Source organism: Salinibacterium sp. NG253 (genome assembly GCF_015864945.1).
In the GTDB taxonomy this organism is placed as follows: domain Bacteria; phylum Actinomycetota; class Actinomycetes; order Actinomycetales; family Microbacteriaceae; genus Rhodoglobus.
On record NZ_JADYWF010000001.1, the window covers coordinates 166125 to 185186 of the forward strand.

General features: G+C 59.7%; 20 protein-coding genes. 11 read left to right on the forward strand and 9 right to left on the reverse strand.

Features of this window, described 5'->3' with window-relative positions; genetic code table 11:
* Positions 1-500: 500 nt before the first annotated feature.
* Positions 501-1409, forward strand: a complete 909-nt coding sequence (locus I6E52_RS00845) for an ATP-binding cassette domain-containing protein (RefSeq protein ID WP_197154257.1) — start codon at positions 501-503, stop codon at positions 1407-1409.
* Positions 1406-3157, forward strand: a complete 1752-nt coding sequence (locus I6E52_RS00850; RefSeq protein WP_197154259.1) for a hypothetical protein — start codon at positions 1406-1408, stop codon at positions 3155-3157. Before I6E52_RS00845 ends, I6E52_RS00850 begins: the two co-directional genes overlap by 4 nt.
* A 9-nt stretch (positions 3158-3166) precedes the next feature.
* Here the strand turns inward: I6E52_RS00850 and I6E52_RS00855 are convergent, their stop codons facing one another.
* From I6E52_RS00855 to I6E52_RS00870, 4 genes are all read right to left on the reverse strand, one after another.
* Positions 3167-3820 carry a DUF305 domain-containing protein gene (locus I6E52_RS00855; RefSeq protein ID WP_197154261.1) on the reverse strand — a complete coding sequence of 218 codons (654 nt, stop codon included), beginning with the start codon at positions 3818-3820 and terminating at the stop codon, positions 3167-3169.
* Positions 3817-4404 (reverse strand): DUF3105 domain-containing protein, encoded by a 588-nt coding sequence (locus I6E52_RS00860; protein WP_197154263.1) that lies wholly within the window; start codon positions 4402-4404, stop codon positions 3817-3819. Before I6E52_RS00860 ends, I6E52_RS00855 begins: the two co-directional genes overlap by 4 nt.
* Positions 4405-4662: 258 nt before the next feature.
* Positions 4663-4962: a transcriptional regulator gene (locus I6E52_RS00865; RefSeq protein ID WP_197154265.1), complete on the reverse strand. Its 300-nt coding sequence runs from the start codon at positions 4960-4962 to the stop codon at positions 4663-4665.
* Positions 4962-5762: a hypothetical protein gene (locus I6E52_RS00870; protein ID WP_197154266.1), complete on the reverse strand. Its 801-nt coding sequence runs from the start codon at positions 5760-5762 to the stop codon at positions 4962-4964. Before I6E52_RS00870 ends, I6E52_RS00865 begins: the two co-directional genes overlap by 1 nt.
* A gap of 217 nt (positions 5763-5979) precedes the next feature.
* Here I6E52_RS00870 and I6E52_RS00875 point away from each other — a divergent pair, with 217 nt between their 5' ends.
* Both I6E52_RS00875 and I6E52_RS00880 read left to right on the forward strand, forming a co-directional pair.
* Complete coding sequence (locus tag I6E52_RS00875) at positions 5980-6963, forward strand: hypothetical protein (RefSeq protein ID WP_197154267.1); 984 nt, start codon at positions 5980-5982, stop codon at positions 6961-6963.
* Positions 6960-7286 (forward strand): GntR family transcriptional regulator, encoded by a 327-nt coding sequence (locus I6E52_RS00880; protein ID WP_307842303.1) that lies wholly within the window; start codon positions 6960-6962, stop codon positions 7284-7286. The genes I6E52_RS00875 and I6E52_RS00880 overlap by 4 nt, the downstream gene beginning before the upstream one ends.
* A 29-nt stretch (positions 7287-7315) precedes the next feature.
* Here I6E52_RS00880 and I6E52_RS00885 read toward each other — a convergent pair whose 3' ends face one another.
* Positions 7316-8305, reverse strand: a complete 990-nt coding sequence (locus I6E52_RS00885; RefSeq protein WP_197154268.1) for a YHYH protein — start codon at positions 8303-8305, stop codon at positions 7316-7318.
* 225 nt (positions 8306-8530) lie between these two features.
* Between I6E52_RS00885 and I6E52_RS00890 the strand changes: the two genes are divergently transcribed.
* The 7 genes from I6E52_RS00890 (at position 8531) to I6E52_RS00920 (ending at position 16666) form a co-directional block, all read left to right on the forward strand.
* A complete protein-coding gene (locus I6E52_RS00890; RefSeq protein ID WP_197154269.1) occupies positions 8531-11593 on the forward strand; it encodes a lamin tail domain-containing protein in 3063 nt (1020 codons plus the stop codon).
* A gap of 186 nt (positions 11594-11779) precedes the next feature.
* Positions 11780-11995: a hypothetical protein gene (locus I6E52_RS00895; protein ID WP_197154270.1), complete on the forward strand. Its 216-nt coding sequence runs from the start codon at positions 11780-11782 to the stop codon at positions 11993-11995.
* A 229-nt stretch (positions 11996-12224) separates the two neighbouring features.
* Complete coding sequence (locus I6E52_RS00900; RefSeq protein WP_197154271.1) at positions 12225-12416, forward strand: hypothetical protein; 192 nt, start codon at positions 12225-12227, stop codon at positions 12414-12416.
* A 52-nt stretch (positions 12417-12468) separates the two neighbouring features.
* Positions 12469-13860, forward strand: coding sequence for an NAD-dependent succinate-semialdehyde dehydrogenase (locus tag I6E52_RS00905; RefSeq protein ID WP_197154273.1), 1392 nt, complete (start codon positions 12469-12471; stop codon positions 13858-13860).
* Between the two features lie 108 nt (positions 13861-13968).
* On the forward strand, positions 13969-14967 hold the full coding sequence (locus I6E52_RS00910; RefSeq protein WP_307842304.1) for a zinc-dependent alcohol dehydrogenase family protein: 999 nt from the start codon (positions 13969-13971) through the stop codon (positions 14965-14967).
* 114 nt (positions 14968-15081) lie between these two features.
* Positions 15082-15864, forward strand: a complete 783-nt coding sequence (locus tag I6E52_RS00915; RefSeq protein WP_197154275.1) for an SDR family oxidoreductase — start codon at positions 15082-15084, stop codon at positions 15862-15864.
* Positions 15865-16006: 142 nt separating this feature from the next.
* Positions 16007-16666 carry a hypothetical protein gene (locus I6E52_RS00920; RefSeq protein ID WP_197154277.1) on the forward strand — a complete coding sequence of 220 codons (660 nt, stop codon included), beginning with the start codon at positions 16007-16009 and terminating at the stop codon, positions 16664-16666.
* A gap of 138 nt (positions 16667-16804) precedes the next feature.
* On the opposite strand, the gene I6E52_RS00925 is transcribed toward I6E52_RS00920, so the two are convergent.
* From I6E52_RS00925 to I6E52_RS00940, 4 genes are read right to left on the reverse strand one after another with little or no spacing between them, the layout of a single operon-like run.
* The gene (locus I6E52_RS00925) at positions 16805-17287 is read right to left on the reverse strand and encodes a hypothetical protein (RefSeq protein ID WP_197154279.1); all 483 of its coding nucleotides are present in this window, start codon (positions 17285-17287) and stop codon (positions 16805-16807) included.
* Between the two features lie 35 nt (positions 17288-17322).
* Positions 17323-17808, reverse strand: coding sequence for a heme-binding protein (locus tag I6E52_RS00930; protein WP_197154280.1), 486 nt, complete (start codon positions 17806-17808; stop codon positions 17323-17325).
* On the reverse strand, positions 17808-18260 hold the full coding sequence (locus I6E52_RS00935) for an NUDIX hydrolase (RefSeq protein WP_197154281.1): 453 nt from the start codon (positions 18258-18260) through the stop codon (positions 17808-17810). Before I6E52_RS00935 ends, I6E52_RS00930 begins: the two co-directional genes overlap by 1 nt.
* A gap of 10 nt (positions 18261-18270) precedes the next feature.
* Positions 18271-19047: an SDR family oxidoreductase gene (locus I6E52_RS00940; protein ID WP_197124812.1), complete on the reverse strand. Its 777-nt coding sequence runs from the start codon at positions 19045-19047 to the stop codon at positions 18271-18273.
* Positions 19048-19062: the final 15 nt, after the last annotated feature.

Genomic DNA, 19062 nt, shown 5'->3' on the forward strand with positions numbered 1-19062 from the left:
CGGATGCTAGTGACCATTATTGCGAGAGTCCCGAAAAGTTTGTGAAAGTCGGGGTAGACAACTCGTTCTAAAAGTGTGAGTATTCTTCCAATAACGGAAATGAGAGGAATTATTATGAAATCTTCACAACTACGTTCCAAGGGACTCATCGCTGCGGTCGGCCTCGCTCTTCTGAGTCCACTTCTTATCGCCGCGCCCGCAAATGCGGCAGCCAGCTGTTGGAATGCTGGGTCGCTCAACAACGTTGCCACAGCGTCGTGCAGCGGCGTCGGGCAGGCGCGCCTCAATGTCACGTGTAAGGCAGTCTGGCCATTCCCGGCGTGGACCGATTTTGGACCTTGGGTTTACGTAAATGGTGGTGCGAATATCGTGAACACCCACGCTAGCTGCGCTGCAAAATTGGGCTTCGGTCTGCAGTATCGTTAATTGAGCCAGTCTCACTCTGATTCTCAATGTGTGGAGATAGACGTTAGCGGCGCTAGTCCACCAACGGAGGAACCTTGATCGAGTTTCGTCACCTCTCGAAACGTTTCGGCGACAAGCTCGCAGTCGATGACCTCGGTTTTACGGCTGCGCCTGGTCGTGTGACAGGATTTCTGGGGCCCAACGGCTCCGGCAAGACCACGACGATGCGCATACTGCTCGGCCTCGAAGCGGCGGATTCAGGGGAAGCTCTCGTCAGTGGCGAACCCTATCGGAACATAAAGAATCCGCTGTTTCAGGTGGGCGCACTGTTGGATGCTCGCAACGCGCATCCGGGGCGCTCCGGCTTCGATCACCTGCGGGCGCTTGCCCTCACTCATGGGATATCTAACGAGCGAGTCGAATTCGTGCTCGAAGAAGTTGGGCTCAGCGGTGTGGCCTCTCGTCGCATTGGAGGGTATTCGCTGGGGATGCGCCAGCGGCTCGGCATTGCAGCTTCAATGCTCGGCGATCCCGAGGTCTTCGTATTTGACGAGCCCGTAAACGGCTTAGATCCCGATGGTGTGATGTGGTTTCGGGAGCTAGTGCGCGACTTTGCGGCGGAGGGGCGCACAGTGTTGCTTTCCTCGCATTTGATTAGTGAGGTCGCGCTGACCGCCGACCATGTCGTGATCGTCGGGCGTGGGAAGGTGCTCGCGGATTCTGCGCTCTCAGACCTTGCGCGCCTGCAGGGCGCAGAGCGCGTAGTTGTGCGGAGCCCTCAGGCGCGCGAATTGATCGTGCCGCTCGCCGCGTCCGGGGCGCGGGTGGTTGAGGAGCGCGACGCACTGGTCATTCAGGGGTCGACCGCCGAAGAAGTCGGCTTACTGGCGGCTCGATTGAGTATTCCGCTGATTGAGCTTCGCACTCAGGTGGAATCCCTCGAAGAAACGTATCGTCAGCTCACCGATTCGAGTGTCGAATACCGGCAGGGATCGGAGAAGTGAGTTCCGCGGTTGCACGCGGAGGCGAGACTAAGGGGCTCACTCAGGCCTGGGGTGTTGTTCACTCGGAGTCACTCAAGCTCTGGTCTCTTCGTCCACCGCGGCTCATCGCGGTGCTGATGTTTCTCCTGCCAGTTGTGCTGGCAACCGTGCGCGTGCTGTTTGTGCCGCTGATTGTCGGAACTGATCTGAACACCGATGGCACCTCGGTACTTTTCGAATCGATCTCAGTGGGTGCGCTGCCGCTGGCAGTTCTGTCGGCGACGCTCGGTCTCATCGCCATAACTTCGGAGTACACGGACGACTCGTTGGCAGCATCATTGGCTGCAGTGCCATCCCGAGTGATGCTGATCGTCGCGAAGACTATTCCGAGCATTGGCCTCTCCGCTATTTCCGCAGCTGGGGGGACGGCTGTCGCCGGCTGGATCGCATCTATAACGCTGACATCGCGTGGTTATACAGTGCCCGGCCTCGATCGCTCGGCGGAGTTGTTGATCAGCGTCGTCGCGGGCGCTGGGTGTTTCGCGGTTCTCGGCGTTGCATTCGGTGCGCTTGCGCGATCAGCAGTGTCCGCCGCAATTCTCTTCGTGGGGATCATCTTGTTGATGCCGAGCACGCTCTTCTATCTTGCGGGAACCTGGGTGCCTCGGTTCGCGGAACTCCTCCCGGCCAGCGCACTTCAAGCGCTCACTACGCGAGCACCGGCAGAGCCGTTCGTATTAGAGGGGACGCTCGCTTCGGAGCTGGAGCCGTTCACGGGCTTCGTAGTACTTGTGTCTGGAGCAGCGCTTCTGCTCGTCGTTGCAATCGCCCTATTCGCCCGACGCTCGGTGCACCTCGAAGTCTCGCGAAAAGTCCGCTCGTCGCGCGGATCGCGGTCAACGGTAGGCGCTGCGGGCGCCGCCCGCGGATTGAGCTTTGCCGGAGTCGTCCGATCAGAAGCGCTGAAGGCACTTACCTTGCCCTCCTCGCGATGGTTGTTGGCGTTGAGTGCGGGCGCAATTGTGTTTATGGCGTGGCGCTGGGCTCTTGCGAGAACCCCAGCTGACAGCCTTGTGGCGCCAATTACTCCCTGGGATTTAGCTTCGCAGACCTTTCTCGAGCAGGTGACAGCGATATCCGGTGGGCTGGCCCTGAGCCAGTTCTTGATCGCAGCCTTTGGCGCCACTATTGCAACCTCAGATTTTGCTACCGGCAACATCCGCCCCGCTCTATCAGCGGTCCCGTTGCGCGGATGGGTGCTCGCGGCGAAAACAGGGGTTGCCGTCGCCTCGGCGGTGACAGCAGGCGCAATCGGGTTACTGCTGGCCGCGATAGTGGCGACGCCCATTCAGCAGGATCAAGGTTTTCCCGCCACCTTGTCAGCGAGCATCGTGTGGATCTCTATCGGAAAAGGAACGATCGCGCTCGGGTTAGTCGCGGCACTCGGGTGCGGCGTCGGCATGATCGCTCGTTCACCGTCTGGTTCACTTTTCGCCTTGGCCGCGATCTTCGTTGTCGTGCCGACCCTGACGGGCCAAATGGAACGCGTCACCGTCGACACCCCGCTTGTGTGGCTCACCAACATTGGCCGAATATTTCCGTCGGGGCGCGAAGCCGCTGAAACCCTCGATCCAAATACAGAGTGGCCGTGGTTTCAATTCGGAAATATTTTGCAGCCTCCACCCGGCGCGCAGATGGCAGTGCTGTTTCTGTGGGCGGCCGGCAGCCTAGCGATCGCGTGGGTGCTGTTTCGTCGCCGTGGAGTCTGAGGTCTATTCCTAGAGACCTGCGAGCAACTCGTTCATGTAGTTGATCTCACTCATTTGCACGGCAACCATTCCCTCGGCCAGCGACGTCACGACATCGTTCGTGGAGCGCTCCAGAAGACCCTCGGCCATGTCGACACCGCCCGCGTGGTGGGCAATCATGAGCTCAAGAAACATCGCGTCAGCGTCAGTGGTGCTCGCCCTGAGCGCTTCCATCTGATCGTAGGTCGCAAGGCCGGGCATCGTCATCGCGGTCGCGGAGTCAGAATCCGAGGTGCCGTGCGAGTCATGCTCGCCGTCATCCATCATCCATGTCATCGCAGGTTCGCTAGAGGCCTGTGGCAGATTCCACATGATGAGCCACGCGAACATTTGTCCCGCTTGCTGGCCCTGCGCCGTCGCAATGTCATACGCCAAAGTGCGGATGGCCTGGTTGTCACTCTTTTCCAGAATGATCATCGACATATCTACAGCCTGCAAGTGGTGAGTTTGCATATCGCGCGCGAAACCGGCTTCCGCGCTTGTCGTCACTGGATCCGAGGATTCAGCCGGGAGCAATCTCTGGCCAGCGAGAACACCGACCCCAACCAGCAGCAACGCTGCGACTGCCACGGCACTTACGCGGAGCCAGGGGTGACGTGGCGAAACGCCGTCGCCGTCGGTCATGCGATGCGTCCGCCGCCGTCGATTCCGCCGGAGCACGAAGCGCCGATCTCCGGTGCGTCGCCACCCTGCCAGAACTTGTCAATGAAGTCCTGCATTCGCGGGTCGTCCACTCCGTCGAGCTCAACCTGGTTAGCCCAGGCCGAGATAACGACGGGCGACTGAAGGCCTTCGTACGGCGACAGTACCGAATAGGTCGACGGAACAGCAGCCTGCAACGCTTCCAGTTCGTCTCCCGACACTTGCGCCGGATCGTAGGTCACCCACACCGCACCGTGTTCAAGAGCATGCACGGCGTTTTCGTTCGGCACTGGCTCGGTGTACACACCGCAATTCAGCCACACAGAGGCGTGCTCGCCGCCCGCTGGTGGGCTTTGCTCATAGTCGACGGTGCCCTCAACATGACCAGCGACCAGATTCGGATAATTTTGTACGCCATCAATCTCGATAGCTTCGGGGCTGGTTCGGGGAGTTCCATTCGCTACGACCATCACGATGATCAATGCGAGGACGCCGACCGCGGCGATGCTGCTGATGACAATACCGATCGTTCGGTGGCGCTTCTCCGCAGCGTGCTTCTTCTTCATCGCGGTGACTTTTTCCGCTCGGCGCGCATCCCGCTGCTGTTTTACGGTGAGGTCTTTCCCCGAGGGGCCGTTTGGGGAGGATTGCGAGTCTCGGGATGGCATTCAGGTGGTCCTGTCGTCAGGTTCGTGGGCAGGGAACAGATGTGCGATCTGAGCCTATTCGCTCCAATTTGTGAAAGCCCTCCTAGGGAGCGCACTCGCGAGTAGCGACAGCCGAGTCTCTAATTCTTGGCGAAGCTCCGGCTCACTTTTGCACGGTTAGTCCTGCTCTGTGATTGTCCGGAGCGCCAGCAGGTGCCGCTGATACGCGCGATACCCGGATGCCGTCGAAGTCACCCACGTGCGTGCACGATTACCGACCGTTCCCTTGATCACTTTTGCGTAGCCGGCATCCGCAAGATAGCTGATCGCTTTGCTGAGAGCCGAGTCCTCGACTTCGAGCAAGGCTTTCAGAGTCGCGAAGTCGATCTCGTTCCTAGGGCCGAGCGCGGCCATGAGCGAGAGCCGTATCGGAGTGAGAAACGCATCATCGAGCTGGTGACGTGGATGCTGTTTCATCAACGTGCGTCTCTGGGTGCTGGAAGCGCTGAAGCCGCGAGCATGATGAGAAAGACAGCAATCCCGGCGGCTATCGCGACCGCGAAAGACGGCGATTCTACGAGCGGAGCGGACACAGCGAAAGCGAAGAGCGTGCTCGTGGTGACGCCGAACGCAGTCCACTGCATCCAGCCCCATTCGAAACCAACTCGGGGCAGAATCCACTCGGATTCGTTCAGCACGTATGTGAGCATGATGCCCGCGAGCGCCGCGATCATCAGCAGCGACGAGACGATCGGAATAGTGCCGAAGGAGATGAGTAGGCCAGCTACTGCTCCCATGATCACCGTGTTCCACCGCACGGGTGTACTGAGCGGTGCGGAACTGCGGCGCGCCGGATTGCGTGAACGCGGCACTCGGATCAGTTGAGCTATGGCGGGTGCGGCCAGAGGAACGAAGACGGCGAGTGCGACGAGTGCGATGAGCCACCGGGAGTAGGACACGTCGAACACCGACAGACCCGACAGGAAGGTCATCGCGATGAACGCGAGAGCCAAGGGAATCCATACTGCCCGCGGTAGTGCTCTTCTGATGCCGAACCTTTCACGGGTGCCAGTGGTCAGCGTCGTGAACGCCAGTATCGGCACGATGAGTAGCGATGTCTGCGAGAACTTGTCGGGGTTGCTGTCGCCGGCGGTACCGATGCCCGCGGAAAATGAGAACAGAAACACGGCGATATAGCTCGCTCCCATGAGCGCGCTCCAGAGGCTGAACCACGCAAAGCCGCGGGACGGCCCGCGCTGATTCACCGAATCGCGCATTTCCTGATGTTGCTGGAGCTGGCGAGAGGCTTCAACCCGCGTGGTGTGTGGGGCGGAATCTGGAGCGGTGGGGGAGTCTGCGGAATTACTTTCCATCTGGAAAGCATAACGTATCTGAGTTTTTCGCAAGTATTACGGAGGATCTTTCGTTGAAGTGTTGACTATCGATCACTTCAGTCTTGTATCATTCAGATGACACAAGTTAAAGGAGCCGTCAATGTCGTACCTACTGCTCGTCTTACAATCTCCACTCATCCTGGCGACAATCGCTATCGTCATCTTCCTTTTCGCGAGGCGAGGGCGAACCGCCGAAACTGTCGTGCCCGGACGCAGTGCGTTCATGCGTTCAGTCGCAGTCACAGGTTCAGTCGCGGTATTGATCGTGCATCTCGCAGTCCAGTTCTTTCCGGTGCTCGACTTGGCGCAGCGTTACTTGTTGCCGAACTTGAATGTCGATTTCACCCCCGAGCCGTGGGCGTATGCGTGGTGGCGCTATCCGCTGCCGTTGATCGTCGCGGTCGTGGTGCTGACCATAGTCACGGTGCGTGTTACACGCGAGCCCGTGGTGGTGGAGGCGCCGGTGTTGTCAATGAAGCCGCGTGGGTGGACGAGTTTCGCCAGTCGCAAAGAGCTCGCAAGCGCAGCCAGCGTTCTCGGTGCGCTCGTGAGCGTCTCGCTATTTGCCGGAGTGCACTCGATCACCGACAGATTCGGGCTGCATACTTTGGTCAGCGGGCCGCGACCGATCGGCGTCACCGATGCTTCCTGGGATGAGTACGGAGCCAGCACATTTTACGGCTGGGCTTACTCCGTCCCAGTGATGATTCTCGCTGTGGTGCTCGCTGCTCAGGTGTGGTGGGTCTTGCGCACCATTTCGGTTCGCCCATTCGCCAGCCCCGAATCCGTCACTGCGGAAACTCGCGAGCGTACGCGCTCCGCCTCTATCGTTCTTCGACTTTTTATCGCGACGGTCTTACTTCCGCTGGGCGGCGCCCTCCTTCTCATCGGTCAAACTGCGATGTATCCCAGCGTGATCTCGGTGGATTCCGCCGATTACTTTGTACCGTTGGGCTATGCATCTTTCGCCGGGCCGATCGCTGTCGCTGGCGCAGTGCTGCAGGGGGCCGCATTGCTCATGCTTGTGGCAGGGATTCAGGGCAAGCGGTCGCGTGTGTCTTCTCCGGAGTTGGTGCGCTCGTGACCGACGCCAACGAAATCTACGAGCAGTTCCGCGGGATGATCGTGTCGGGTCAGGTCGGCAGCGGCGAGCGACTCCCCACGGTGAGGCAGGTCGCGAGTGATCTTGGGGTCGCCAACGGAACTGCTGCGAAGGCGTACAAGATGCTTGAAGCTGATGGGCTCGTCTACTCGCGCACGGGTGCTGGCACCCGCGTCTCGGAAGGCGCATCCGTGTTGCCCGGGTCGATCGTGTCTCGAATTCGTGAACTGGTCTTCGAGGCGAAGGGGCATGAGGTTCGCGAGGAGGATGTGGTCACCGCGATCCGTCGAGCCTGGAATTCCTGACGCTTGTGGACTGCTGGTGCGGCCGACGCTCAGTGCTCGTGCGACGGCACGGGCGCAGGGTCGCCGACGTAGCATCCGACCGTGAACGGAAACTCAATCGTGGCGCTGTAGTGATACATCTCCTGCTCAACACCGTCGAAGAGCACAGTGCTGGTGCGCCCGTGGCATTCGTCGAGGTCGGCGTTGGTGGGCAGGTTTCCCGCGGAGTCGCGCTCAACATAAATCCCGAAGCCATCGAGGGCGTACCCGACTAGGGTCGAGCCCGTGTCAGGGGCAGCGTCCAAGAGGCATGACGGCACACCGTGGTAGTGGTAATAATCGCCGCCATCCGGATGCCCGTCACAGAGGTCTTGCGTCTCGTGCGCTACCGCGTCGCCTCCCGAAGCATCCACTGCGTTGTAGAGGTAGACGCCGTTCTTCAGCACGCCGACGGCACCCATCGCAACACAGCTCGGCTCGTCCGCGACAGCCGGAGCGGCGGTGAGGGTGAGCTCGACAAGCTTCTCCTCAATCTCATTGGGGTTGCGGTCAAATTCCTTCGCCGGATCGGTGTCCGCGATGGGGAAGGTGCCCGTCATTTGCTCGGTCGGCAAGTTCGCGGTGAGGATAGTACGAGTGTCATGAACGATCTCTTCGTCATAGTAGGCCTGGGGCCACGAAACTTCGCCTTCGACGATCGCCTTGGTCGTGGAATCCCACGTGCCAGTGTCGTAATCGATCCACGGTCCGCCGTTTATTGGCCCGCGACCGCTGAAGTCTGTTTTGCAGGAGTACAGATAGTCGACTGCGGGGGAGGTGGAGGTTTGGTCATCGCCGAGCGGAATCGCGGTGACATCGATGACGCCCGACCACGCATCCGGAATATCGATCGCGGACGCTGCGGTAGTTGGCTCGGCGCTGGGCGTGGCACTCACCGTTGCGGTGGACTCTGAGGCACCGGTCGCACACGCCGTGAGAAGGAGAACCCCGCCCAGTGACGCGGCAAGTGCTGTGCGTGTGATTGTCAACGAAGTGATCATGACTGATGCTCCCAGAAGATCTAGACCGCGCGGATGATGACCGCGAGCGTCGCCGATACTAGCGGATAGGTCTATGACAGCTTCATAGAAAAGGTCTTCGCATTGCGCGGCGCGACCACAATCCCGTCTACTCCCGTTCACCTAGGGTTCACGCCACTGCCCGAGACTGCGCACGTCCGTTCTCCCGGCCGGGCACTTTCATTCCAGCCTCGAAAGGGCACTCCCATGCGCAGACGGCCCCTTGCCGCCCTCCTCACTTCTTTGGCTCTCGCAGCGCCGCTAGTGATAACGTCCGCTGGCCTCGCGACCACCGTGGCCAACGCTGCTGAACTGCCGAGCATCCTCATCAACGAAGTCGAGTCGAACGGTGATGAATTCGACTGGGTCGAGCTTCTTAACACTGGAGCAGCCGCGGTGGATGTCTCTGGCTGGATCATGAAAGACGACAACGACTCCCGCACGCTGACCCTTCCTGCGGGCTCGACGATAGCTCCGGGGGAGTACTTCGTCGTCGACGTTAACGACGACGCCATCGACGGCAACTTCGGACTCGGCGGCACGGACATGGCCCGTGTCTATCTGGCTGACGGTGCGACCCTCGTCGCGTCCTACGAGTGGGATGGCCACGCTTCCGTCACCTACGGTCGCTGCGCGAACGGGCTGGGGGAGTTCCGCGACACCGTGGCTTCGACGAAGGGCGCGGCCAACGCCTGCGAGGTTACCGCCGAGGCAGCAGTCCGCATCAATGAAGTCGAGTCAAGCGCTGCAGAAGACGACTGGATCGAACTCACCAACATCTCTGACTTTACTGTCGACGTCTCAGGGCTGGTGCTCAAGGATGACAACGACAGCCGCACCGACGCAATCCCGAGCGGGACGACGATCGAACCAGGCGCCTTCTTTGCCTTCGAGCCATCGTTCGGCTTGGGCGGTGCAGATGTCGCGCGTGTCTTCGAAGTCGACGGTACGACCGTGATCGACAGCTACGGCTGGTCGGCACATGCGAGCACGAGTTACGGCCGCTGCCCTGATGGGATTGGCGAGTTCGCAACAACGAACACCACGACCAAGGGCGCCGCCAACGATTGTGTTGCCGCTGAGCTCCCGAATGTTCGCATCAACGAAATTGAGTCAAACGGCGACGCGACAGATTGGGTCGAGCTCTTCAATAGTGGCAGCAGTGCTGTCGACATCTCCGGCTGGATCGTGCAAGACAACGACGATAGTCATGTCGCAGCTATTCCGCTTGGCACTTCGATCGCGGCTGGCGACTACTACGTCTTTGACCAGCCCGCTTTGAGCTTCGGGCTTGGCTCAGACGACTCCGTGCGCGTGTTCGCTGCGGACGGCTTCACGCTTATTGATTCACGCAGCTGGAGCGGTCACTCGGCGACGACGCTCGGCGTCTGCGGGTCCGGCTTTGGCGATACGACTAGCTCGACTAAGGGCTCTGCGAACGATTGTAGTGCGCCGATCCGCATCAACGAGGTCGAATCGAACGGGGACACGAGCGACTGGGTCGAACTGAAAAACAACGGCTCCGATGCAGTGGATGTCTCGGGCTTCGTTCTCAAGGACGACAACGACTCGCACGCCCTCACGATCGATGCCGGCTCAACAATTGCCGCTGGCAACTACCTCGTTGTTGAGACGGATGCTGAGTTTGGACTCGGCGGAGCAGACTCCGCGCGGCTCTTCAGCGCTGACGGCGTGACGCTGGTTGACGGCTACGAATGGACTGCGCACGCGGCAACAACCTACGCACGGTGCCCCGATGGAACCGGTGACTTCGAGACCTCGAAGGCCTCGACTAGGGGCGCAGCAAACAGCTGTGTCGGCGAACTCGAAACCTCGCCGTGGCCCGGTGGGTCTGCGATCTCCACAGTCAACGAGATGGACGAATTTAGCGACAACATGAGTGGCCTCGCGTTTGAGTCCGCCACCACGGGTGATGTGCTGTGGGCGGCCAAGAATGGGCCCGGAGCACTCTACAAGCTCGTCTTTGACGGAACCAACTGGGTGCCCGAGACGTCGAACTCCTGGAACGACGGAAAGCTGCTGCACTATGCCAGTGGCACCGGTGACGTGGATGCCGAAGGTGTGGCGTTGACATCGGCAGGAGCATCCGGGGGAGTCTTCATCGCGAGCGAGCGGGATAACTCCAACAGTGGTGTCAGTCGTCCGACGATTCTTCGCTACGACGTGTCGGGCGCCGCATCCGAATTGACGGCAAGCCAGGAGTGGAATCTCACCGCTGACCTCCCGGTCATCGCTGCGAACTCGGGACTCGAGGGCATTGCTTGGATTCCCGACAGCTACCTCGTGGCCGAAGGCTTCGTCGATGAGAACACAGGAACCCTCTACGACCCGAGCACTTATGCGGGCCACGGCGACGGACTGTTCTTCGTCGGCCTCGAGGCTAACGGAACGATTTACGCCTATGCGCTCGATCAGAGTTCAGGTTCGTTTGACCGTGTAGCGACAATCGAGAGTGGCTTCGTCAGTGTCATGGAGCTCGAGTTCGATCCCACGCTCGGTGCACTCTGGGCCATCTGCGACGACACCTGCGAAGGTCGAAGCGCGCTTCTCGAGATTGCCCAGACCGGTGCAACCAACGGCTCATTCGACGTCGCCACCGTCTTCGAACGCCCCACCGGGATGCCCAATCTCAACAACGAGGGCTTCGCTATCGTGCCGCAGTCAGAGTGTGTCTCTGGCTCGAAAGCGGTGTACTGGTCGGATGACTCGAACACCGACGGCATCGCGCTGCGGGCGGGCACCATCGACTGCACGGTGACGACGGACCCCACGGACCCCACGGATCCGACAGACCCAACAGACCCGACCGATCCAGCCACGCCGACTGCACCGGTGGCTGTACCGGAGGCAAGCCTGATCGACGGAAATCGCGGTTCGGTCTCGGCCCCGCCGAGCGCTAGCCCGGGGGAAACCATCACGATCAACGTGGGCACGTCGCATGCGGGCAGTGTCGTGAACATCTGGATCTATTCCACGCCGACTCTGTTGGGATCGCCAACTGTCAGCGCCGCCGGAACTGTCTCAGCAACCATTCCTTCGACTCTCACACCGGGCCTCCACCGCTTGGTGGTGACCGCAGCGGATGGCTCAGTGATCGGTTGGGCGAACATCACGATCACCGCACTCGAGTCTGGTTCGCTCGCGTTTACTGGTTCAGGATCAGCGTTGCCGATTCAGCTGTCGTTGATGCTGCTCGTCGCTGGCCTCTCGATGGTTATGATTCGTCGCCGCGAGAAGCTACTTAGCTAGCCCCATCACGCAGGAAGGAGGTGTCGCACACAGCGGCACCTCCTTCGTCATAGTGGGGAGTTAACGCGAGATCGTCGCACGGCCCAGCACGAAATCGCGCTTGTCTCCGGCGCCAGCGAGGCGTTCAATAGACACAGACGCGTGAGGTCGCTCATGCGCAATCGCTCAACCTAGGAAGGCTGCACCATGAAGTCAGATTCCACCACATCCGGATTTGAGTATCCGGATGACGCAATTGATGCCGATGAGCTCGTTACGAACGATGCGGTCGCGGGCGAGCCAGTAGTTCCTTTTGCCGAGAGCGGTGCGCCCGAAGGATCCGAGCTCCACGAGGTGTCTCCGGTTTATGACGAACACGAACTCAATTCGGAGGATGGTCCCGAGAACTTGGACGAAGAATAGTTCGACACAATCTGACGACGGGTGGCGCAGCACCCAACGAATACGAGACTCGCCGTGATCCGCAACTCAGAAAGTTGAGGCGGCACGGCGGGTTTTTCGCACAAGCAGCACAATTGTGAGTCTGATAAAAGCCCGAGACTTGCACAACTCTCAGGCATAAGGAGTAACGTTTATGTTGTTGCTCTAGTCCTCGGCAGCGAATATCTTTCGCTCTCGTCTGAGGATTATCATGACCGCAACATTCACCCTTAAAGCCACACCACTTCGCATCGTTACTCTCACCGAGTCTGCGAAAGCATCGCACGGAGTTCTTCCCGTCGCGGCAGCGGCCACAGTCCTGCTGCCAACACCAATCGGCCTTGACGTGCTGAGTGACTCTTCCTCGCGCGCCCGGCCCGCCTTAGTTTCCGCGGCGTCGTAAACCGCAGATTCCCCTGCCCGAAAAATATCAACCAACGAAAGGATCCCCCAGAATGGCCTACCAAACGATCAACCCGTATACGAATGAAGTGGTCGCAACGTTCCCCGATGCGACCGTGCAAGAGGTCGACGAGGCAATCGCTGCAGCCCACGAAACGTTTTTGTCCTGGCGTGAAACGGCGTACTCGACTCGGATGGAGGTGCTCGCCAAAGCAGCGAAACTGCTGCGCGCGGATAAGCGTCGTTACGCAGAACTGCTCACCCTGGAGATGGGAAAGGTGATCGCCGAGGCCGAAGCTGAGGTAGATCTGTCGGCGGACATCCTCGAGTACTACGCCGAGCGCGGGGGAGCGCTGCTCGAGACCGAAAAGGTTCCCGTGGAATACGCCGCCGAGGGCGAAGTTGAGATCGTCAACCAACCGCTCGGCGTTCTGCTCACGATCGAACCGTGGAACTTCCCTTACTACCAAGTCGTGCGGGTTGCGGCTCCCCAGCTCGTCGCAGGCAACACCATCCTGTTGAAGCACGCGAGCAACGTGCCGCAGTCGGCGGCCGTGTTCGACGACCTGTTTGCACGCGCCGGCCTTCCCGCCGGCGGGTTCAAGAACCTGTACCTTCCCCACAACCTCACTCAGCACGTCATTGACGATCCCCGCGTGCGTGGCGTAGCCCTTACCGGTAGTGAGGAAGCGGGCTCCATCATTGCTGCCTACGCAGCCAAAGCGGTAAAGAAGAGCACGCTCGAGCTTGGCGGCTCTGACGCATTCGTCGTTCTCAAGGACGCCGATATGGATAAGACAGTGGAATGGGCGGTCTTTGGTCGCCACTGGAACGCTGGCCAGGTCTGCGTCTCGGCGAAGCGAATGATCGTCGTTGATGACGTGTACGACGAGTTCCTCGAGAAGTTCCGTGCCGGCGTCTCTGCGTTGAAGGCTGGCGACCCGATGGATCCCACGACGGCCCTTGCGCCGCTTTCGTCCCAGGCCGCCGCAGACAAGCTTGCGGGTCAAGTCAAGGACGCGATCGCTGGGGGAGCTAAGGCTGAAACTCTCGGCGACCCCGTGCCGTCGACTGGAGCTTTCTACCAGCCGACGATTCTGACCGAGATCGACTCGAAGAATCCTTCGTACTACCAAGAGTTCTTCGGCCCGGTTTCGATTGTCATCCGCGTCAAGGACGAAGCCGAAGCGATCGCGGTCGCCAACGACTCGCCGTTCGGCCTTGGTGGTTCTGTGTTCACGCGAGACACCGTGAATGGTGAAAAGGTGGCCAGGAAGATCGACACGGGGATGGTCTATGTGAATCACCCGACGATGGTGAAGGCTGACATTCCGTTTGGCGGTGTCAAGCACTCTGGTTACGGCCACGAACTGACCAACCTCGGTATTCAAGAATTCGTCAACAAAAAGGTCATCGACGTCGTGGATATCAACGCGGCGTTCTAATCCTTACCTTGGATGGCCAGCCCCCGGCCCCGGGGGCTGGCCATCCGGTCAAGCGAGTGGGACACGTGTGCACGTGTCCCACTCTGAGTCGCGAAGTGGGAGCATCCAATGGAACAGATGAAGGCGTGGATCACAGGAGAGTCACCAGGCTCAATCAGCCTTGGCACTAAGCCAAAGCCCACGCCCAGCGCCGATGAAGTTGTCGTGCAAGTACTTGTGTGCGGACTCTGCCGCACTGACCTTCATGTGGTCGATCATGAACTCGAGACGCATACACCTCACGTCACGCCGGGCCACCAGATCGTGGGAACGGTTGTCGCCCTTGGTGATCAGGTGAAGCAATTGAGCATCGGGGACTCCGTGGGAGTCGCCTGGCTTCGACGTACGTGCGGCGTCTGCCAGTGGTGCCGGAGTGGGCGCGAGAACCTCTGCCCGAACTCCGAATACACCGGGTGGGATGCTGATGGTGGTTTCGCCGAATACGCCACTGTTCCCGAAGCGTTCGCCTATCTCCTCCCTGCCGATGTCAACGCGGTAGAGGTCGCACCCCTGCTCTGTGCGGGAATCATTGGTTACCGGGCGCTTTCCCGGGCGGCATTGCCGGATGGCGGAAAGCTCGGAATCTATGGCTATGGCTCAAGCGGCCACATCACTGCTCAGATCGCCCAGGCGGCCGGAGCGACGATCTACGCGATGACCCGTGGCGGCGCAAACCAAGACTTGGCGCGAAGTATCGGCTCGGCGTTTGTGGGCGACGAGACCGAAGAACCGCCAGAGAAACTGGATGCGGCAATTGTGTTTGCCCCGGTGGGGGAGTTCGTGCCGGTTGCGCTAGCCGCGACGAAACGCGGTGGAACGGTGGTGCTGGCGGGCATCCATATGACGGATATTCCTGCCATGAACTACCAAGCTGACCTCTTCAATGAACGAGATCTGCGCACTGTTACCGCCAACACTCGTGCCGACGGCGCAACCTTCCTTACGCTCGCGCACAACTTAGCGATTCGTCCGACGGTGACGACGTATCCCTTTGACGAAGTCGACGTCGCGATCTCAGATCTCCGCAGCGGCAATGCTTCGGGCTCCATCGTCATCACGATGGCTTAAGCGCGGGTCTTCTTCGTTCGAAGCAGTAGCAGATCTGTCGGTTGAGCCCTCGTTCAGCTTTGAATCCTATAGTCAAACTTGTTCAATGTTTCCAATCTATTCGAAAGGTTTCTCATGAATCGTTTCTCAGAACGCGTTGTCCTCATTACCGGTGGAGGGTCCGGCCTAGGCCGAGCTGCAGCCGTACGGCTAGCAACAGAAGGTGCCAAGCTGTCGCTGGTTGATGTATCCGAGGCAGGGCTAGCTGACTCTGTGAGCGCTATCGCCGAAGCGGCACCGGAGGCTGAAGTTCTCACCGTTGTGGCAGACGTGTCTAAGGAAGAAGACGTCGACCGGTACGTTGCCGAGACGATCGCCCGTTTTGCACGAATCGATGGGTTTTTCAACAATGCTGGCATCGAAGGAAAGCAAAATCTCACGGAAAACTTCAGTGCCGCTGAGTTCGACAAAGTAGTTGCGATCAACTTGCGTGGCGTGTTCCTGGGGCTTGAGAAGGTTCTCAAGGTAATGCGAGAGCAAGGTTCCGGCATGGTGGTCAACACTGCGAGCGTTGGCGGAATTCGGGGTGTCGGTAACCAGTCCGGGTACGCAGCGGCCAAACACGGTGTTGTCGGCCTCACGCGCAACTCGGGCATTGAATACGCGGAATACGGTATTCGAATTAATGCCATTGCACCTGGCGCTATCTGGACCCCGATGGTCGAGAATTCGATGAAGCAGGTCGATGCTGCGGACCCTCGAGGTGCGGCGGAGCAATTCATTCAGGGCAACCCGACCAAACGCTTCGGCGAGGCTCCGGAGATCGCCGCGGTGGTGGCATTCTTGCTGAGCGACGACGCGAGCTACGTGAACGCAGCTGTGCTGCCCATCGATGGCGGACAGTCGTATAAATACTAAATGAGCAGGGGAGTGGGTGGCGTGTACCGCCACTCGCTCCGCTTTTTTCGCTGACAATAATACCCTAGGGGGTATATTGTATGGAGAGCGTCGGCAGTGAAGTGTGTCGACGCAATGTCGGACGAGGAAAGAAGGCCAAAGGATGGGTGAGGGCAGGCATCACTCGCAAGCCGGTGACGTGCAGGGAGAGGCGCGGCCTTTTGACGTGTGGTCAATGCGCGCGAATCGACGGTTCTCTCTGCGTGATATCTACCAGATCACTCACGATGCCACTCTGACGTCTCGGTGCTTCCGCAAATTTCGAAAGACTGTGGGGGAGAAGCGCACCTCCCGAATTATGCTCGCGGTAACCGAAGTCAACGGCTGCGCCATTTGTGCTTACGGACACGCAAAGTTTGCACTGGATGCCGGAATCGATTCGAACGAGGTTCGCAATCTTCTCGGTGGCGTCACGCAAGGAGCGCCTGACCGGGAGCTCGCGGGGATCGGGTTCGCTCAACACTATGCGGATACCGAGGGGCATCCCGATGAGGATGCCTGGGATCAGCTGGTGCAACTCTATGGCCGCGAGGAGGCGCTCGGCGTTCTCGGCGCTACCCGAATGATGATGTGGGGGAATGCCGTCGGAATCCCTCTGAGTTCCTTGCGTGCGCGCCTGAAAGGCAGTCCACATCCTGGAAGTAGCGTGGCGTACGAGATGGGGACCATTCTCGGAGCGTGGGTCGTCGTGCCCGTTGCGGTCATTCGTGCGCTGTTCTCGCTAGCGAGACATCAGCCGCCGATAACCTTTCACCGCGGCTAGAGGTCTGGCTGGGGCGACGCCGGCGGGGCGTCGTGGTGAGAGGGAGCCGCTCAAGCGTGCTGGTGCTCCGAATTCAGGTAAGCTGACATAATGTGCATTATCGGATACTAAACACGTCCCCGAGAGGGGCGGCAGAGGTCAGGACTGCAACGGCGGCAACGCAACGACCGTCACGGTCCAAGGCTGTTGGTTGTCGGTCGTCACTGCAATTGAGTAGCTGCCGTTGGCATCGATGTCCATCTCGTCCAGGTGGACTGCGTCATCTGAGTTCTCGCGACAGTCGTGAGAAGACTGTGCCACATCGCCGATCGACACTGTCATGCGGCCAGAGCCGACACAATCTGAATACACTGCGATTCGTCCCGTTGTGGGCACGAATGGCGACACATCGATAGAGCTGCCGGCATTGGTGCTCGTCGCCAAGACAGCTTCGCCCTCGGCGTCGAACGCCAGCAATTCTGGAGTTTCTGACATAACGAAATCTGTAGCCGTGTTTGTGGGGTTCGGCGAGTGAACTGCGACTTCGACGCCTGACTCTGGGGCGCCAGTGCACCCGGTCAACATCGCCACAACGGCGGCCGCAGCAGAAATAACGTAAAGCCAGCTGCGTACAGCGCTCATGACGCTCCCCCACCTGTACTCACGTCGTCACGACCCTAGAAACTCGGATTGCGGCTGCTCACGAACCTCGCCAGCGCCTCAGCAGCGGCTTCGTGATCGATAGCGTCAGGCTCCCCCGACATGGTCATTGTGCCGACAATGGCGCCGTCTACCCATAACGGAATCGAGCCACCGTGAGCCTTGTACATGTCGTGGTCGACATCTGTTCGTTCCTCAAACGGCGCACCGGCAGCGAGGTGGCGCAGCTTGACCAAGAGCGAAGGTTCGCCGAAATGGTTTACAACGGCAGCTTTTCCCGCCAGCCAAGGGTCGTTATCTGCATTTGTCGACTTCAGCTTCGCCTTGAAGACAACATCACCGCGGAGAACAATTTCTACCGCGAGGTTGAGATCCCATTCCTGAATGACCTGCACGGCAATCAGCCCCAGCGCCACGGCATCATCATTGGTGATGTTGTCGAACTCAATCTCGTTCAAGTACTCAACATCAGGCACCGAGTAGTGCGGCAGCGGACGGCTCATCAATTCATCTCCTGGAGTTGCGTTCGAATGACCCCGACAAGCTCAGCGGGTTCATAGCGATCGGGGGTGGCGGCCAACTCATCAATGGTCCACCACCGGTGCGCCAACACGTCGACGCGTTCTTCGGCCGTCCATTGTTCTTGCGACGGCTCGAAGGAATCTGTGTGAGCGAGGTAGAACTCGGCGTGGCCGGTGTCGTGATCAGCGTCATCCCACTCCACCGTGAAGTCATGCGACCACACGGGCGCACCGAGATCTTCGACAACAAGCCCGGTTTCTTCTTCGAGCTCGCGAACCGCGGCCTCATGATGAGACTCCCCCGGGTCCACGCCGCCACCCGGCGTCAGCCAGCGCGCGACACCGCTTGTATCCGGTGCTTTCGTCAGAAAGAGCAAGAAGCGCTGCTCCCGATCGAACAGCAGCACTCGACTGGTGGCCCGGTTGAGCGGCATCCGCAGCTCGTTACTTGGTGAGAAAGTCTGAGACGTCGCCGACGTAACGAGTGTTGTTCTCCGGCACAGGCTCAACGGCGGCTGCGGCAACCTCGGCGGCGAACTCGCTCACGTTGTACAGGCGGCCAGCAGCCTCCTTGCGAGCCTCGATCGCTCCAGGGTTGGCGCGCTGTAGCAGCGTCGCCGTGATGGTTCCCTCGATCATGTCGCCCGAGACAACGACGAAGCCAATGCCCTTAGCCTCAAGCTCGGGAATAAGTTCGCGGAGCGCGTCTTCGCCAGCACGCTTACTGAGAGCAACCGGAACGTACTCGGGCATCGTCTCAACGGTGCGGATGAAGTGCGCCTGGTGGCTTGTCACGAAAACGACGCGTGATCCTTCGTGCAACAGCGGCATCATGGTCTTCAAGAAATTGACTTGAGCGTCGCGGTTGAGCTGCATGGCGTAGTCCTCAGCCATGCCACCCTCCATGCCGCCGGAGGCATTGAGTACCAGAATCTCGAGCCCGCCGAACTCAGTCTTCACCGTCTCGAACAGGGCAGAAACAGTCTCGGGGTCAGTGAGGTCGGCGCCAATGGCAATCGCCGAACCGTCAGTCTCGTTGAGCTGAGCGACAAGCTTGAGGGCGCGAGCCTCTTTGTTGCGGTAGTTCACGGCAACGCGGGCGCCCGCTTCGGCGAAGTAGGCGGCCGTATCGGCGCCAATCCCCCGCGAAGAACCAGTGATGAGCGCGCGAGCGCCATCGAGCGAGTGGGCTGCCAGAGGATTCGAATTATCGCTGTTCACCCTTCGACTTTAGCG

What these genes read in the sequence shown, in the direction of transcription:
- I6E52_RS00855 (WP_197154261.1), bottom strand. Translation starts at nt 3,820, where the DNA reads ATGACCGACGGCGACGGCGTTTCGCCACGTCACCCCTGGCTCCGCGTA.
- I6E52_RS00860 (WP_197154263.1), bottom strand. Translation starts at nt 4,404, where the DNA reads ATGAAGAAGAAGCACGCTGCGGAGAAGCGCCACCGAACGATCGGTATT.
- I6E52_RS00865 (WP_197154265.1), bottom strand. Translation starts at nt 4,962, where the DNA reads ATGAAACAGCATCCACGTCACCAGCTCGATGATGCGTTTCTCACTCCG.
- I6E52_RS00870 (WP_197154266.1), bottom strand. Translation starts at nt 5,762, where the DNA reads ATGCGCGATTCGGTGAATCAGCGCGGGCCGTCCCGCGGCTTTGCGTGG.
- I6E52_RS00875 (WP_197154267.1), top strand. Translation starts at nt 5,980, where the DNA reads ATGTCGTACCTACTGCTCGTCTTACAATCTCCACTCATCCTGGCGACA.
- I6E52_RS00885 (WP_197154268.1), bottom strand. Translation starts at nt 8,305, where the DNA reads ATGATCACTTCGTTGACAATCACACGCACAGCACTTGCCGCGTCACTG.
- I6E52_RS00890 (WP_197154269.1), top strand. Translation starts at nt 8,531, where the DNA reads ATGCGCAGACGGCCCCTTGCCGCCCTCCTCACTTCTTTGGCTCTCGCA.
- I6E52_RS00895 (WP_197154270.1), top strand. Translation starts at nt 11,780, where the DNA reads ATGAAGTCAGATTCCACCACATCCGGATTTGAGTATCCGGATGACGCA.
- I6E52_RS00900 (WP_197154271.1), top strand. Translation starts at nt 12,225, where the DNA reads ATGACCGCAACATTCACCCTTAAAGCCACACCACTTCGCATCGTTACT.
- I6E52_RS00905 (WP_197154273.1), top strand. Translation starts at nt 12,469, where the DNA reads ATGGCCTACCAAACGATCAACCCGTATACGAATGAAGTGGTCGCAACG.
- I6E52_RS00910 (WP_307842304.1), top strand. Translation starts at nt 13,969, where the DNA reads ATGGAACAGATGAAGGCGTGGATCACAGGAGAGTCACCAGGCTCAATC.
- I6E52_RS00915 (WP_197154275.1), top strand. Translation starts at nt 15,082, where the DNA reads ATGAATCGTTTCTCAGAACGCGTTGTCCTCATTACCGGTGGAGGGTCC.
- I6E52_RS00920 (WP_197154277.1), top strand. Translation starts at nt 16,007, where the DNA reads ATGGGTGAGGGCAGGCATCACTCGCAAGCCGGTGACGTGCAGGGAGAG.
- I6E52_RS00925 (WP_197154279.1), bottom strand. Translation starts at nt 17,287, where the DNA reads ATGAGCGCTGTACGCAGCTGGCTTTACGTTATTTCTGCTGCGGCCGCC.
- I6E52_RS00930 (WP_197154280.1), bottom strand. Translation starts at nt 17,808, where the DNA reads ATGAGCCGTCCGCTGCCGCACTACTCGGTGCCTGATGTTGAGTACTTG.
- I6E52_RS00935 (WP_197154281.1), bottom strand. Translation starts at nt 18,260, where the DNA reads ATGCCGCTCAACCGGGCCACCAGTCGAGTGCTGCTGTTCGATCGGGAG.